The 13,865-nt window shown below is 67.9% G+C and carries 13 protein-coding genes; 7 read left to right on the forward strand and 6 right to left on the reverse strand.

Annotated features, from left to right (window positions below; all coding sequences use genetic code 11):
- Positions 1-62: 62 nt before the first annotated feature.
- Entirely contained in the window at positions 63-989 is a 927-nt protein-coding gene (locus ACWEQQ_RS21970) for an LppP/LprE family lipoprotein (protein WP_452349487.1), read from the reverse strand.
- Positions 990-1,216: 227 nt separating this feature from the next.
- Between ACWEQQ_RS21970 and ACWEQQ_RS21975 the strand changes: the two genes are divergently transcribed.
- From ACWEQQ_RS21975 to ACWEQQ_RS21990, 4 genes are all read left to right on the forward strand, one after another.
- Positions 1,217-2,644 (forward strand): MDR family MFS transporter, encoded by a 1,428-nt coding sequence (locus ACWEQQ_RS21975; RefSeq protein WP_452349488.1) that lies wholly within the window; start codon positions 1,217-1,219, stop codon positions 2,642-2,644.
- Positions 2,645-2,763: 119 nt separating this feature from the next.
- Positions 2,764-3,897 carry a class I SAM-dependent methyltransferase gene (locus tag ACWEQQ_RS21980; protein WP_452349489.1) on the forward strand — a complete coding sequence of 378 codons (1,134 nt, stop codon included), beginning with the start codon at positions 2,764-2,766 and terminating at the stop codon, positions 3,895-3,897.
- Positions 3,898-3,972: 75 nt separating this feature from the next.
- Positions 3,973-4,899, forward strand: coding sequence for an LLM class F420-dependent oxidoreductase (locus tag ACWEQQ_RS21985; protein ID WP_452349523.1), 927 nt, complete (start codon positions 3,973-3,975; stop codon positions 4,897-4,899).
- A 183-nt stretch (positions 4,900-5,082) separates the two neighbouring features.
- Positions 5,083-5,940, forward strand: a complete 858-nt coding sequence (locus tag ACWEQQ_RS21990) for a Bax inhibitor-1/YccA family protein (protein ID WP_452342383.1) — start codon at positions 5,083-5,085, stop codon at positions 5,938-5,940.
- 90 nt (positions 5,941-6,030) lie between these two features.
- On the opposite strand, the gene ACWEQQ_RS21995 is transcribed toward ACWEQQ_RS21990, so the two are convergent.
- The 3 genes from ACWEQQ_RS21995 to ACWEQQ_RS22005 form a co-directional block, all read right to left on the reverse strand.
- Positions 6,031-6,369, reverse strand: a complete 339-nt coding sequence (locus ACWEQQ_RS21995; protein ID WP_452349490.1) for a DUF1330 domain-containing protein — start codon at positions 6,367-6,369, stop codon at positions 6,031-6,033.
- Positions 6,370-6,561: 192 nt separating this feature from the next.
- Positions 6,562-7,779: an acetyl-CoA C-acetyltransferase gene (locus ACWEQQ_RS22000; RefSeq protein ID WP_452342385.1), complete on the reverse strand. Its 1,218-nt coding sequence runs from the start codon at positions 7,777-7,779 to the stop codon at positions 6,562-6,564.
- Positions 7,780-8,041: 262 nt separating this feature from the next.
- Positions 8,042-8,506, reverse strand: a complete 465-nt coding sequence (locus tag ACWEQQ_RS22005; RefSeq protein ID WP_364620762.1) for a hypothetical protein — start codon at positions 8,504-8,506, stop codon at positions 8,042-8,044.
- Between the two features lie 81 nt (positions 8,507-8,587).
- Between ACWEQQ_RS22005 and ACWEQQ_RS22010 the strand changes: the two genes are divergently transcribed.
- Complete coding sequence (locus ACWEQQ_RS22010) at positions 8,588-9,976, forward strand: cystathionine beta-synthase (protein WP_452342386.1); 1,389 nt, start codon at positions 8,588-8,590, stop codon at positions 9,974-9,976.
- Between the two features lie 72 nt (positions 9,977-10,048).
- Here the strand turns inward: ACWEQQ_RS22010 and ACWEQQ_RS22015 are convergent, their stop codons facing one another.
- A complete protein-coding gene (locus ACWEQQ_RS22015) occupies positions 10,049-10,603 on the reverse strand; it encodes a DUF6529 family protein (protein ID WP_452349491.1) in 555 nt (184 codons plus the stop codon).
- 692 nt (positions 10,604-11,295) lie between these two features.
- Here ACWEQQ_RS22015 and ACWEQQ_RS22020 point away from each other — a divergent pair.
- Positions 11,296-11,955 carry a transglycosylase SLT domain-containing protein gene (locus tag ACWEQQ_RS22020; RefSeq protein WP_452349492.1) on the forward strand — a complete coding sequence of 220 codons (660 nt, stop codon included), beginning with the start codon at positions 11,296-11,298 and terminating at the stop codon, positions 11,953-11,955.
- 250 nt (positions 11,956-12,205) lie between these two features.
- Entirely contained in the window at positions 12,206-13,411 is a 1,206-nt protein-coding gene (locus ACWEQQ_RS22025; RefSeq protein ID WP_452349493.1) for a membrane protein, read from the forward strand.
- 68 nt (positions 13,412-13,479) lie between these two features.
- On the opposite strand, the gene ACWEQQ_RS22030 is transcribed toward ACWEQQ_RS22025, so the two are convergent.
- Positions 13,480-13,824: a DUF6401 family natural product biosynthesis protein gene (locus ACWEQQ_RS22030; protein WP_452342390.1), complete on the reverse strand. Its 345-nt coding sequence runs from the start codon at positions 13,822-13,824 to the stop codon at positions 13,480-13,482.
- Between the last annotated feature and the right edge of the window lie 41 nt (positions 13,825-13,865).

Here is a 13,865-nt window from a genome sequence, read left to right on the forward strand (position 1 = left end):
TCGGTGGCGGGCAGGCCGGTGGGCCCGTGGCTCACCGGCCTGCCCGCCCGGTGACAGATCGATCAGTGGCAGATCTTGTCCGCGACATCGGCCGGCACGCCGATCTCGGTGCAGTGCAGGGCGCTGCCGAGGTCCACCGGCTTCCAGCCGCCGTCGGCCGCCACGTAATGGAACAGGACCTGGGCTCGGTTGACCGTATTGTTGTGGGTTCCGCTGTGGGCCATCGCCCAATCGCCCGAGCAGTCGATCCGATCCTCGAGTTCGACCGGCTGCGCCAATCGCGACTCGATGTCGGTGCCGTGCAATGCCTGGAGCAGAACGGATTTGGTGACCGGGCACACCGGCGGGGTGCCCGCGGAATTCGGATCGGTCACCTCGGCCGGGAAGTCACGATCCGGGGTGACGGTGTGATCGTCCGCGCCCAGGGTGAGCGTGACGGTGACCGGTCCGCCCGAGGGACAGCAGCTGGCGTCCTGACCGGCGAGCCACCGGTACTGGACCTGGACACTGCGATCGGACGAGCCGACCACCTGGGTGTACGACGTCGACTTCTTGGTCGCGGTACCCAGGTAACCCGCGTGGTTGAACAGCATCACGTGCCAAGGTGAGCTGGCCGTGCCGTGCGGAGTCCCGGCGAGCACCCACAGCAGGGCGGGGCAGGAGCCGACGGCGGCATCGGTGCCGCTGTCCGCGTAGTACCCGTCACCGCCGACACCGGAGCCGAGTCTGCCCAGCGCGGCCGTGACCACCGCCGACTTCAGATCGACGCATTTGCCGTTTCCGGCGGTGGCGGGAGCGCCGTCACCGGCGGGCTGCGTGGCGCCCGGCGACTGCTGCGGGGCGGGAGACTGAACAGTTCCCGGCGCGGTCACGGTGGCGGAGCTCGGCACCGACGCCCCGCTGGTCGCCGGTGTCGAACCACCGTCCTGACATGCCGTCGCCAGGGCCACCGCGGCGACCGCCGCGATGATGCCAACGATCCTCTTCATGGACAATCCCTCCCACTCGGTACTACCGAGCACGTCGAGTCCCGGACGCAGATCGTTGCGCCCCCGATTCCATGGGAACGCCGGCTCGCTGCCGACGCAACCCGCGCCGACCGTTGCGAGGCTCGTGTTTCGCGTCCCACGCTTGCCGGCGCAACCGCACCGGGAATAGCGGCCCGGATGGCGTGTTCGACAGTGGTGGTGAGTTGTGTTGAGGGAAGGGGCTGCCGGTGACGGCTACGGATGTGACGTCGTCGATCGGGTTGCGGTCGGAGCGGGGGCCGATTCTCGCGGCGATCATGTTGTCGACGTCGCTGGTGGCATTGGACTCGACCATCATTGCCACCGCGGTGCTGACGATCACCGATCAGCTCGGTGGGTTCGCGCAGTTCCCTTGGCTTTTCAGCATCTACCTGCTGGCGCAGGCGGTGACGGTGCCGATCTACGGGAAGCTCGCCGACATGGTGGGGCGGAAACCGGTGATGCTGTTCGGGATCGGGGCCTTCGCGGTGGGATCGCTGCTGTGCGGGCTGGCGACGAGCATGCCCGCGCTGATCGCGTTCCGGGCGGTGCAGGGCATCGGGGCGGGCGCGGTCAGCCCGATCTCGATGACCATCGCGGGCGACATCTACACGGTGCCGGAACGGGCCAAGGTGCAGGCGTATCTGGCCAGTGTGTGGGCGACCTCGTCGGTGCTGGGGCCACTGCTCGGCGGCGTGTTCTCCGAGTACATCAGCTGGCGGTGGATCTTCCTGATCAACCTGCCGCTGGCGGCGCTGGCGGCCTGGATGATCCTGCGGAACTTCACCGAAAGCGCTCCGCGGCAGAGCCATCGGATCGACTACCTCGGTGCCGGACTGCTCGCCGTCGGGGCCGGGGCGCTGATCCTGGCCCTGCTCGAGGGCGGCCAGGCGTGGGCCTGGGGCTCACCCGCGAGCCTGGTGCTCTTCGCGGGCGGTGGGGTGACGCTGGCGTTGTTCGGACTGGTGGAGCGGCGGGCCGCGAATCCGATTCTGCCGCTGTGGGTTTTCACCCGCCGCATCGTCGTGGCCAGCAGCCTGGCCTCGCTGCTGGTCGGCGCGATCCTGCTGGGTCTCACCTCCTACGTGCCGACCTTCGCGCAGGGTGTGCTGGGCAGCGGGGCGCTGATCGCGGGTCTCACCGTCGGCGCGCTCACGCTGGGCTGGCCGGTGTCGGCGTCGCAGGCTGGAAAGGTGTACCTGCGCATAGGTTTCCGGGCGACGGCGGTGATCGGCAGCCTGTTCGCCGTGGTGGGCGCGGCGTCGCTGCTGGTGGTGGACGCGCGGTCGAGCCTGTGGCAGTTGGCGATCGGCTGTTTCGTCGTCGGCATGGGGATGGGCCTGGTGGCCAGCCCGACCCTGATCGCCGCCCAGGCGAGCGCCGAATGGTCGGAGCGGGGCGTGGTCACCGCCACCAATATGTTCGCCCGCTCGCTGGGCAGTGCGGTCGGCGTGGCCGTGTTCGGCGCGCTGGTCAATGCCCGGCTCGGGAAGGCCGGCCAGCCGGCCGCGTCGGACCTCGCGCCGGCGGTGCACCTGGTGTTCCTGGGCGTGGCCGCCATGGCGGTGGTCCTCATCGGTGCGGCGGCCGTCATGCCCCGGCGAAGCGCGGGCAACTCGGAAATCCATTCGGCCTGAACACGATCGACATGTGATTTGCGGAATCGCAGAATAGCGCCGGGATCGGTTAATTCCGCAAAAAGGCCGCCGACCGTGCCGAATGGAATACTTCGGCAATGATCTAGCACACTGTAGGTGTGGTTGAGGTCGAGGACGTATTGGGCCGGTTACGGCGGTATCCGGATGTCGAAGCGGTGAACCTGTATGCGGTCGATGCCGCCGACCGCCTCATGCTGGATGTCGCCGCGGATTCGCTGGCCATCGCCGGGGACGGGCGGGTGGCCGTGATCGACGACGGCTACGGGGCGTTGACGCTCGGGGCCATCGCCGCGCACGACCTGCACGGGGTCCGGGTGCATCAGGATTTGCTCACCGGGGAATTGGCCCTCGCCAACAATGCCCGAATTGTCGGTCTAGCCGATCGCTTTTCGACCCGCGAATTGGGTGCGGGATTGCTCTCCGATGTCCGCGTGGTGCTGTGGCGGCTGCCGCGCGCGCTGTCCGGCCTGGCCGAAACCGCCGAGGCCATCGCGCGCTGGGCCGCACCCGATGTCGAGGTCTTCGCCGGCGGCCGCGACAAGTACCTGACCCCCGCCATGAACGAGGTGCTCGCCGAATCCTTCGGCTCGGTGCGCGCCACCCGCGGCCGCCAGAAATCCCGCATCCTGCTCGCCGCCGAGCCCAAAACCATTGGCGAGCCCCGTTTTCCGATCCGCAACCGGCTCGACGAGCAGGGCCTGGAGGTGGTGGCCCACGGCGCGGCCTTCTCCGGCCCGCGCCTGGACATCGGCACCCGCTTCCTGCTCGACCACCTGAAGCGGATGAAGCCCGATGCCCACGATGCCATCGATCTGGGTTGCGGCACCGGCATTCTCGCGGTCGCACTCGCCAAGGCCCGGCCCGGCATCCGGGTGACGGCGACCGACCAGTCCGCGGCCGCTGTGGCCTCCACCCGCGCCACCGCCGCCGCCAACGGCGTCGCCGACCGGGTCACGGTGCTGCAGGACGACGCCATGTCCAGCGCTCCCGACAACAGCGCCGACCTGGTGCTGTGCAACCCGCCCTTCCATGTCGGCGCGGCCGTGCACACCGGCTCGGCCATCAAGATGTTCCAGCAGACCGGCCGGGTGCTGCGCCCTGGCGGCGAGCTGTGGACGGTCTACAACACCCACCTCAACTACCGGGGCGTCATGGAACGCATGGTCGGCAGAACCGATGTGATGGGCCGCAATCGCAAGTTCACCGTGACCCGCTCGGTGCGTCCCCTGTGACCCGCGGGGTCCGCCCACTGTGACCCGCTGGGTGCCCGGCCTGCGCGACGTCGAATAATCGGGCGCATGGGACGAATCGATCTTCGAATCTTCACCGAACCCCAGCAGGGCGCGTCCTACGACACGCTGCGCACCGTCGCCAAGACCGCCGAGGACCTGGGCTACGACGCCTTCTTCCGGTCCGACCATTACCTGAAGATGGGCGACGCCGACGGTCTCCCGGGCCCCACCGACGCCTGGATCACCCTCGCGGGCCTGGCCCGCGAGACCCGCCGCATCCGGCTGGGCACCCTGGTCACCTCGGCCACCTTCCGCCACCCGGGCGTGCTCGCCATCGAGGTGGCCCAGGTCGACGCCATGTCCGGCGGCCGCGTCGAATTCGGTTTCGGCGCGGGCTGGTTCGAGGCCGAGCACGCCGCCTACGGCATTCCGTTCCCGGCCCGGAGGTTCCCGCGCTTCGAGGAGCAGCTGGCGATCGTCACCGGGCTGTGGTCGACGCCGGTCGGCGAGACCTTCTCCTTCGCCGGCGAGCACTACACGCTCACCGATTCCCCGGCGCTGCCCAAGCCCGCGCAGCCGCGTATCCCGGTCATCATCGGCGGCATGGGCGCCGAGCGCACCCCGCGCCTGGCCGCGCAGTACGCGACCGAGTTCAACGCGCCGTTCCAGTCGGCCGAGGCCAGTGCCGAGCAGTTCGAGCGAGTTCGCGTGGCCGCCAAGGACACCGGCCGCGATCCGCATGACATCACCTTCTCCAACGCGCTGGTCGCCTGTGTCGGCGCGAGCGATGCCGAGGTGGCGCGGCGCGCGGCCGCCATCGGGCGCGAGGTGGACGAGCTGAAGGCCAACGGCCTGGCCGGCAGCCCGGACGAGGTGGTCGAGAAGATCGGCCGCTATGCCGAGATCGCCGGTACCAGCCGGTTTTACCTGCAGATTCTGGATCTGTCCGATCTGGATCACCTGGAGCTCATCGCAACTCGCGTGATGAGCCAGCTGGGCTGAGACCGGCTTCCGGGGCGGCCGGACGGCGGCTTATCGGGCGGCGCACTCGGTAAAGCTAAGGTAAAGTCCGGTTCGTCCGCGCTGTGGGGGTTCGGGAACTCCGAGCCCCCACAGCGCGTTGGACGAGTAGCTTCAATGGCCACGACCGACGTGAGCCGCGACTCCAGAAAGGGACGCACGGAAATGCGCTCCACATCCAACCCGGTCTTCCGGAACTTGCAGCCGCAGCAGGGCGGCTACGCCGGCTTCGGCTCGGCGCCTGGAGCCGGACAGTTCCCCAACAACCCGTACGGTCAGCAGCCGCAGTACCCGGGCTACCAGCAGCCCTACCAGCCGGCCGTACCGACCACCCGCCCGATGACCATCGACGATGTGGTGCAGAAGACCGGCATCACCCTCGGCGTGGTCACCCTGACGGCGATCCTGTCCTACGCGCTCACCTCGGCCAACCACGGCCTGGCCGTGCTGTTCCTCGCGGTCGGCGGCCTCGGCGGCTTCGCGCTCGCCATGATCATGACCTTCGGCCGCAAGCAGGACAACCCGGCGCTGGTGCTCAGCTATGCGGCGCTGGAAGGCCTGCTGCTGGGCTCGTTCTCGTTCCTGTTCACCAATGTGCAGTTCGGTGGCGTCGGCGGATCCGGCCTGATCGCGCAGGCGGTGCTGGGCACCTTCGGCGTCTTCTTCGGCATGCTCGTGGTCTACAAGACCGGCGCGATCCGCGTCACTCCGCGCTTCACCCGCATGATCGTCGGAGCCATGATCGGCATCCTGGTGCTGATGCTCGGCAACCTGGTCGCCAGCTTCTTCACCGCCGACGGCTTCGGCCTGCGCTCGGGCGGCACCCTCTCGATCGTGTTCAGCCTGGTGGTCATCGGTGTCGCGGCCTTCAGCTTCCTGCTGGACTTCGACGCCGCCGACCAGCTCATCCGGGCCCAGGCTCCCGAGAAGGCGGCCTGGGGCGTGGCATTCGGCCTGACCGTGACCCTGGTCTGGCTGTACCTCGAAATCCTGCGCCTGCTGAGCTACTTCCAGGACAGATAGTCCGGGAAGGGCTGACATAGCTGAATACCTGAGTGGGCGGGCATCGGAATCCGGTGCCCGCCCACTGCTGTGTAGCCAGCCTGAGAGCGTTCAGTCGTTGGTCACCACCTCCTGCAGGACGTCGGTGGCGACGTGATTCTCGCCGCAGTCCGCGGCCAGGACCCCGACGCTGGAGCAGTTGCGCAGGCGCAGCGGCAGGATCTCCTGGTAGGCGGCCGACTCGTACCAGTCGGTCACGGCCTGATAGTCGGGGAACTCGATGACGATGACGATCGCACTGGCCGGGCCCTCGATCACCCGCTGCGTGCCGCCGTGCACGATGAACTTCCCGCCGTAGGGCGCCAGCGTGCCGTCGATTCGCTCCAGGTATTCGACGACCTCGGCATTGATGTCGACGTCCCACAGGTTGGCGATGGCGTAGGCGGGCATTTCAGGCTCCTCGGTCGGATTGCTTTGCTGCCCTTGATATTTCCGCCTGCGGGAAACGAAGTCGATTACCCACCAGGTAAAGCCGGCTGCTGAGGGGGTGTGGCCCACCTTCCCCCAAACAAATTGGGCCGCCCGACCGTGAGGTCGGGCGGCCCAACTATCGCCGTAGCTCGGCTACGGGTATCTCGTGCCTCAGCTCAGGCGCTCGATGATCATCGCCATGCCCTGGCCGCCACCGACACACATGGTCTCCAGACCGAACTGCTTGTCGTGGGTCTGCAGGTTGTTGATGAGGGTCGCGGTGATGCGGGCACCGGTCATACCGAACGGGTGGCCGAGGGCGATGGCGCCACCGGACACGTTCAGCTTGTCCAGGTCCATGTTCAGCTCACGGGCGGAGCCGAGCACCTGCACGGCGAAGGCCTCGTTGATCTCGTACAGGTCGAGGTCGTCGATCGTCATGCCCGCGGTCTTCAGGGTGTTGCGGACCGCCTGGATCGGGCCGAGGCCCATGATCTCCGGGGACAGGCCCGAGACGCCGGTGGCCACGATGCGGGCCAGCGGGGTCAGGCCCAGCTCGCGCGCCTTGACGTCGGACATGACGACCAGGGCGGCCGCGCCGTCGTTCAGCGGGCAGGCGTTGCCGGCGGTGATGGTGCCGTCGGCGCGGAAGACCGGCTTCAGCTGCGAGATCTTCTCGTAGGTGGTGCCGGCGCGCGGGCCGTCGTCGGTGGTGACGATGGTGCCGTCGGGCAGGGTGACCGGGGTGATCTCCCGCTCGAAGAAGCCGGACTTGATGGCCTCCTCGGCGCGGTTCTGCGAGCGCACGCCCCAGTGGTCCTGGTCCTCGCGGGAGATGCCGGTGTAGGTGGCGACGTTCTCCGCGGTCTGGCCCATGGCGATGTAGACGTCCGGGAGGATGTCGTCGTTGCGCGGGTCGGTCCAGGTGGCGTTGGACTCGGCGGTCGCCTTGGTGCGGCCCTCGGCCTCGGCGAACAGCGGGTTGTGCGAGTCCGGCCAGCCGTCGGCGGTGCCCTTCGGGAAGCGCGAGACGGTCTCGACGCCGGCGGAGATGAACACGTCGCCCTCGCCGGCCTTGATGGCGTGGAAGGCCATCCGGGTGGTCTGCAGCGAGGACGAGCAGTAGCGGTTGACGGTGACGCCCGGCAGGGAGTCGTAGCCCAGCTGCACGGCCACGGCGCGCGCCATGTTGAAACCGGCCTCACCGGCGGGCTGGCCGCAGCCCAGGTGCAGGTCGTCGATGTCGGAGACGGCGAGCGAGGGCACCTTGTCGAGGGCGGCGCGCACCATCTGCGCGGCGAGGTCGTCCGGCCGCATGCTCACCAGAGAACCCTTGCCAGCGCGGCCGATGGGCGAGCGGGCGTACGAAACGATGACGGCCTCAGCCATGAGGACTCCTTTTTTGCTGGGGTGATCCTCTTCGAATTTACGACGGGTGTGTTCCGGCTCAAACATCCGGTATGCCCGTATCCCAACTACTGAACTGTGGGATATCGCTCACTCTCGCAGCTCTCGTGCCGCGCTGCCCGCCGGCAGCGCGGCACGGACAGGGTGAAAGATGGGGCAGCACAGCGATGAAGCTGGGTTACCCGAGCAGGTCGAGGCGCGATATGGGTCGGACCGGGATGTTCGGCAAGTCGACGACGGTGGGTCACCCGGGGACGTCGAAGGCGCTGTGCGCCGGAATGTTCGGCATGTCGGTGTAGACGGTGACGATGATGTGCCCCGGCCCGGTGTCCTGGAACAGGGCGTAGTGCTCGCTGCCGTAGAAGCCGGCCAGCACGGGCACTCGATATTCGCCGGCCGCGCCGGTGTCCATGTTCCGCCACGCGACGGTGGCCACGGTGATGCACTGCGGGGCGAAGCTGTACTCGCCCGGATCGAACCCGGCGACCGGCAGCGCCTGGATGCTGATGATCGCCCGGCCGGGCCACTGCGGGCCGGTGTCGGCCCAGGATCGGATATTGCCGCCACAGATCAAGGCATCGTGATAAACGCTCGGGACCTGCGGGAATTCGACGGTTGCGGCCTCCGCGGGCGCGGCCGCGACGATCATGGTCGCGAGGCCGGAGGCGGCGAGCAGGGAGGCGGCGGGCACGCTCGTCGGCATCCACATAGGGCCGATCGTAGTTCGCGGCGCCGTGATATCTCCGACGTGCGCGTGGGCGCGGATCTCCTTTCTGCAACGATAAGGGGTATGCGCATCGCTAACCATGTCGTCGATCTGATCGGAAACACCCCGCTCGTTCGGTTGAACTCCGTGGTGGGTCCGAACTCGGGACTGGTGGCGGCGAAGGTGGAGTACCTGAACCCGGGCGGCAGCTCGAAGGACCGCATCGCCGTCAAGATGATCGACGCCGCTGAGAAGGCCGGGCTGCTGAAGCCCGGCGGCACGATCGTCGAACCGACCTCCGGCAATACCGGTGTGGGCCTCGCCCTGGTCGCGCAGCAGCGCGGCTACAAGTGCGTGTTCGTCTGCCCCGACAAGGTCAGTGAGGACAAGCGGAACGTGCTGCGCGCCTACGGCGCCGAGGTCGTGGTCTGCCCGACCGCGGTCGCGCCGGAGGATCCGGACAGCTACTACAACGTCTCCGACCGCCTGGTGCGCGAGATCCCGGGCGCGTGGAAGCCGGACCAGTACTCCAACCCGGGCGGCCCGGAATCGCACTACGAGACCACCGGCCCGGAGATCTGGCGCGACACCGAGGGCAAGATCACACACTTCGTGGCGGGCGTCGGCACCGGCGGCACCATCACCGGCACCGGCCGGTACCTGAAGGAGATCTCCGGCGGCAAGGTCAAGATCGTCGGCGCGGACCCGGAGGGCTCGGTCTATTCCGGCGGCACCGGCCGTCCCTACCTGGTCGAGGGCGTCGGCGAGGACTTCTGGCCCACCGCCTACGACCCGGCCATCCCGGACGAGATCATCGCGGTCTCCGACGCCGACTCCTTCGAGATGACCCGTCGCCTGGCCCGTGAGGAGGGCCTGCTGGTCGGTGGCTCGTGCGGTATGGCCGTGGTGGCGGCGCTCAAGGTTGCCGAGCGCGATCCGGACGCCGTGGTGGTGGTGCTGCTGCCGGACGGCGGCCGCGGCTACCTGTCCAAGATCTTCAACGACCAGTGGATGAGCTCCTACGGCTTCCTGCGCACCCGCCTCGACGGTTCGGACACCGAGGTGCACGTGGGAGACGTGCTGCGCGGCAAGTCCGGTGAGCTGCCGGACCTGGTGCACACCCACCCGCAGGAGACGCTGCGCGACGCCATCGAGATCCTGCGCGAGTACGGCGTCTCGCAGATGCCGGTGGTCGGTGCGGAGCCGCCGGTGATGGCGGGCGAGGTCGCGGGTTCGGTCACCGAGCGCGATCTGCTGTCGGCCGTCTTCGAGGGCCGCGCCAAGCTCACCGACCCGGTCGCCAAGCACATGAGCCCGGCCTTCCCGCTCATCGGCGCGGGCGAGCCGGTCGTGGCGGCCACCAAGCTGCTGGAGTCCACCGACGCCCTCATGGTCGTCGAGGACGGCAAGCCGGTCGGCGTCATCACCCGCCACGACCTGCTCGGTTTCCTCAGCACCGGCGCCCTCTCCTAGGTCGCGGCCGAGTATTCGCCGCCCGCCGGAACCACAGCTGGTTCCGGCGGGCGGACTGCTTTTCGCGGCTGCTCATCTCGCGAATCCGACGGTACGGAACCACCAGAGCGACGCCAGCGTCCATGCCAGCACGAAGCTGGTGAAGACCAGGGCGCCGAGGATCGGCAGCAGCCAGCCCGGTGTCCGATTCAGCCGCAGCGTCAGCATTTTCGAGGCGAAGGCGCCGTAGAACACCACGCCCGCGACGGAGTGCGCCATGACCCGGCCCGTGACGCCCCGGCCGAACTGGAAGCCGAAACTGTAGAGGCAGTAGAAGGCCACCGGCAGGCTGAGCAGGAAGGCCAGCACGCCGCACAGCCGGTGGTAGATGTGCACCGATCGCGGCGCGTGGAAGCGGTAGATCCAGACGGCGGTCAGCAATTGGCCGCCGATCAGCACCAGCACCACGCTGCTCAGGTACGCCTTGAAGATCTGCGGTGCGGAGAAGCCCCAGGTGGGCAGGGGCTGGGTGCCGGGCCAGTAGTGGGTGCCGGCCATCCCGAGCGCGATCGCGACCGCCGCGCCGGCCAGCAGCACCGGCACCGCGATCAGATTGCGCCGAGACGCGGTGAAAACGTCTGTCAGCAAGGACTCTCGCCTCTGTGATTGGTGTGTCAGAAGGGGCATTGGAGATACCTCGGCGGGTTACAGCCGACGGGTGCGTCGCCCGCGGTGCGGGCCGCGGTATGCACCGTTGCGGCGTCTTTATATTGCGTGAAAATTGGGACGAATGTGATTTGTGATAACCAATGTGGATTTGCTGAGCTGTTACTTTTGGAATGTGAAACGCCGATGAACGGCAAGAAATCAGGCAAATATCGGTATATCGCGATCTTGGGGCGATATTTTTCTGTGATCCGAAACACTTTGCGTTTCGAATTGAATCACCAGGTCAGTGCTTGTATTGATGCAGGTCCCGGGGCTGCTCGGCGGGCCAGTTCACCTTCTGTTCACTTTTGATTCAGGCTGTGTTCATAGCACGCAACCAAGCTGTGACCTTGTCGGAAACAGACCGCAAGTCTGAATGGCGCAAGGAGATGTGAACACACATGCGGAACGTGATCACTACATCGGTGCAATGAGGCACCGCGGCCGGAAGGTCGCAAAGGTCTCCACTGCACTCCGCGCAGTGTGCCAAACCCATTGACCCATAACGGGTTTCACAACAGCATCCACAACAGCCCGAGGTACGCAGACAGGCGTCGTGAGGCGCCTGCATGATCCTGCGCTGCCTTCTTCAGGCCCGCGAGCCCGAAACCGAACAGGAATCCAAATTCGCCATGCCCAAGAATGTTATGACTGCTCTCAGTGACCCTGCTAGACGTAGCAAGGTAGTTGCCACCGCTCGTACGGCCGGTGCCGCCGCCCTCGCTCTGGGCGTCTTCGGCTCCATCATCACCGCCGCCGGCGCCGCCGCCAGCGGAGATGTCCAGCCGGCCGCGCTGAAGGCCTCCCTGGCCGTCGCCGCGCCCGCCGCCGCTCCGGTCAAGGAACAGCCCGCTCCCGCCCCCGTCCCGGCCCCCGCGGCCGAGGTTGCGGCTCCGGCCCCGGCGCCCATGCCGGCCCCGCTGCCCGCTCCCGAGCCGGCGCCGGCCCCCGCGCCGCCCGCCCCCGTCTACGAGGAAAACCTGGACGGCTGGATCCGCCACGCGCTGGACATCATGGCCCAGCACGGCATCCCGGGTAGCTACGACGGCATCTACCGCAACATCATTCGCGAATCCAGCGGCAACCCGCAGGCGATCAACCTGTACGACTCCAACGCGGCCATGGGCATCCCGTCCAAGGGTCTGCTCCAGGTGATCGACCCGACCTTCAACGCGTACCACGTCGACGGCACCGCCTTCGACGTCTGGGACCCGGTCGCCAACATCGTGGCTGCCTGCAACTACGCGGCGCACCGCTACGGCTCGATGGACAACGTCTTCAGCGCCTACTGATCCGGTCCGACGACGTACCGGACGACACCGCGATGGCCTGCCCGATGAGGGCGGGCCATCGTTGTCGTCTCGGCCCGCGGTGCCTGTCGCTGGAGTCTCGGTGGCGGCCGTACCGCCATTTGGCTAATCTCAGGCATCTGATTTGGCAACTATTTCGCAAACGAGCGAACTCGACGATCGACCAGGCGTATAACGACCCCGAAGAGCAGTTCCGGCACACGGCCGGAACGGATAGCGAAGGGACGGGGTCATGCACACCTCGAGTTCGGCTATCGATATCCAGATCGGGCAGGGGCTCTCGAACGCGTGGAGTTCCATCGCCACGTGGGTGCCCAAATTCGTCGGGTTCCTGGTCATTCTGTTCATCGGCTGGCTCGTGGCCAAACTCGTGGCCAAGCTGGTGACCCGGATCCTGAACCGAGTCGGGTTCGATCGGCTGGTGGAACGCGGCGGCATCAAGGACATGCTGGCCCGCGGCAGTTACGACGCCACCGGCATCATCGCCAAGCTGGCCTATTACGCGATTCTGTTGATCACGTTGCAGCTCGGCTTCGGCGTCTTCGGCCCGAACCCGGTGAGCACCATGCTCAACGGCATCGTGGCCTGGCTACCCCGGCTGGCGGTCGCCATCGTCATCGTCTGTATCGCGGGCGCGATCGCGCGCGTCGTGCAGGACATGGTGTCGAACATGCTGAGCGGTCTGGACTACGGCCGCATGCTGGGACGCATTGCGGCGGTGTTCATCTGGGGCATCGGCATCATCGCGGCCCTCAATCAGATCGGGGTGGGAAGCTCGGTCACCATGCCGATTCTCATCACGGTGCTGGCGACGATCGGCGGTGTTCTCGTCGTCGGTCTCGGCGGTGGCCTGATCCGGCCCATGCAGGAGCGGTGGGCGGGCTGGCTCGACGCCATCGAGGGCGAAATGCCCGAGGTGAAGGGCCATGCGCAGGCCTATCAGCGGGGCCGTGAGGATGCGGCCCGCCAGCGGCAGGCGCAGGAGGCGGCCATGTGGGCGCAGCGCTCGGCGACCCGGCCCATGATGGCGGGGCAGGGCATGGGCCAGATGCCTCCGGGCAAGTGGGCCGAGCCCGAGAGCGGCCAGATGGGTTACGGGCAACCCGGATACGGCCAGCAGGGCGGCCACGGACCGGGCGGCGGTGGCCAGATGCCGCCGCAGCAGCCCGGCCAGATGCCGCCGCAGCAGCCCGGGCAGATGCCGCCGCAGCAATCCGGGCAGATGCCGCCGCCGCAGTCTGGGCAGATGCCGCCACAGCCTGGCCATATGCCGCAGCAGCTCGGCCAGATGCCGCCCCAATCCGGACAGATGCCCGCACAACCCGGCCAGATGCCGCCGCCCGGACAGCCGATGCCGCCCGGACAGCCCCCACGTTCCAGCGGGCAGATGCCGCGGCCCGGCAGTCAGGACCGGGGAGATCGCGACGACATGGCCTGATTCCGTGCCGCCGGAAACCGAGCAGCCCCGGGGTCTCTACCCCGGGGCTGCGTCACGTCATCGTGAGGTCAGGAGGCGCGGGCCAGCGAGCAGACGCCCGCCAGGCGCAGGTGGAGCCAATCGGCGTCCTGCCAGTCGAGCAGGGAGTGGGGGAGGACGGCCTCGGCTTCGCGCAGGTCCTCGAGGATGCCGCGGGCGTAGCCGGCCAGCAGGACACTTGCCGGGACGAGGCCGGAGTTATCGACGCCGAGGTCGAGGATGTCGCGGATGGCCGCGGCATGCTGGTCGATCGCTGCGGACACACCGGGGAAGACGGCCGCGGCCTCCGCGGCGGGGGCTCCATGGGTGCGCTGCAGGCGGTTCAGGGTTTTACGCGCCGAAACGACGAGCAGGGCGGAGCCGGGCACAAACACCCGGTGATGCTAGCAATCGACCGGCACCTGGAGGACCGGCT

It is taken from the genome of Nocardia sp. NPDC004123 (assembly GCF_053603795.1).

What these genes read in the sequence shown, in the direction of transcription:
- ACWEQQ_RS21970 (WP_452349487.1), bottom strand. Translation starts at nt 989, where the DNA reads ATGAAGAGGATCGTTGGCATCATCGCGGCGGTCGCCGCGGTGGCCCTG.
- ACWEQQ_RS21990 (WP_452342383.1), top strand. Translation starts at nt 5,083, where the DNA reads ATGCGCTCCACATCCAACCCGGTCTTCCGGAACTTGCAGCCGCAGCAG.
- ACWEQQ_RS21995 (WP_452349490.1), bottom strand. Translation starts at nt 6,369, where the DNA reads ATGCCCGCCTACGCCATCGCCAACCTGTGGGACGTCGACATCAATGCC.
- ACWEQQ_RS22000 (WP_452342385.1), bottom strand. Translation starts at nt 7,779, where the DNA reads ATGGCTGAGGCCGTCATCGTTTCGTACGCCCGCTCGCCCATCGGCCGC.
- ACWEQQ_RS22005 (WP_364620762.1), bottom strand. Translation starts at nt 8,506, where the DNA reads ATGTGGATGCCGACGAGCGTGCCCGCCGCCTCCCTGCTCGCCGCCTCC.
- ACWEQQ_RS22010 (WP_452342386.1), top strand. Translation starts at nt 8,588, where the DNA reads ATGCGCATCGCTAACCATGTCGTCGATCTGATCGGAAACACCCCGCTC.
- ACWEQQ_RS22020 (WP_452349492.1), top strand. Translation starts at nt 11,296, where the DNA reads ATGCCCAAGAATGTTATGACTGCTCTCAGTGACCCTGCTAGACGTAGC.
- ACWEQQ_RS22025 (WP_452349493.1), top strand. Translation starts at nt 12,206, where the DNA reads ATGCACACCTCGAGTTCGGCTATCGATATCCAGATCGGGCAGGGGCTC.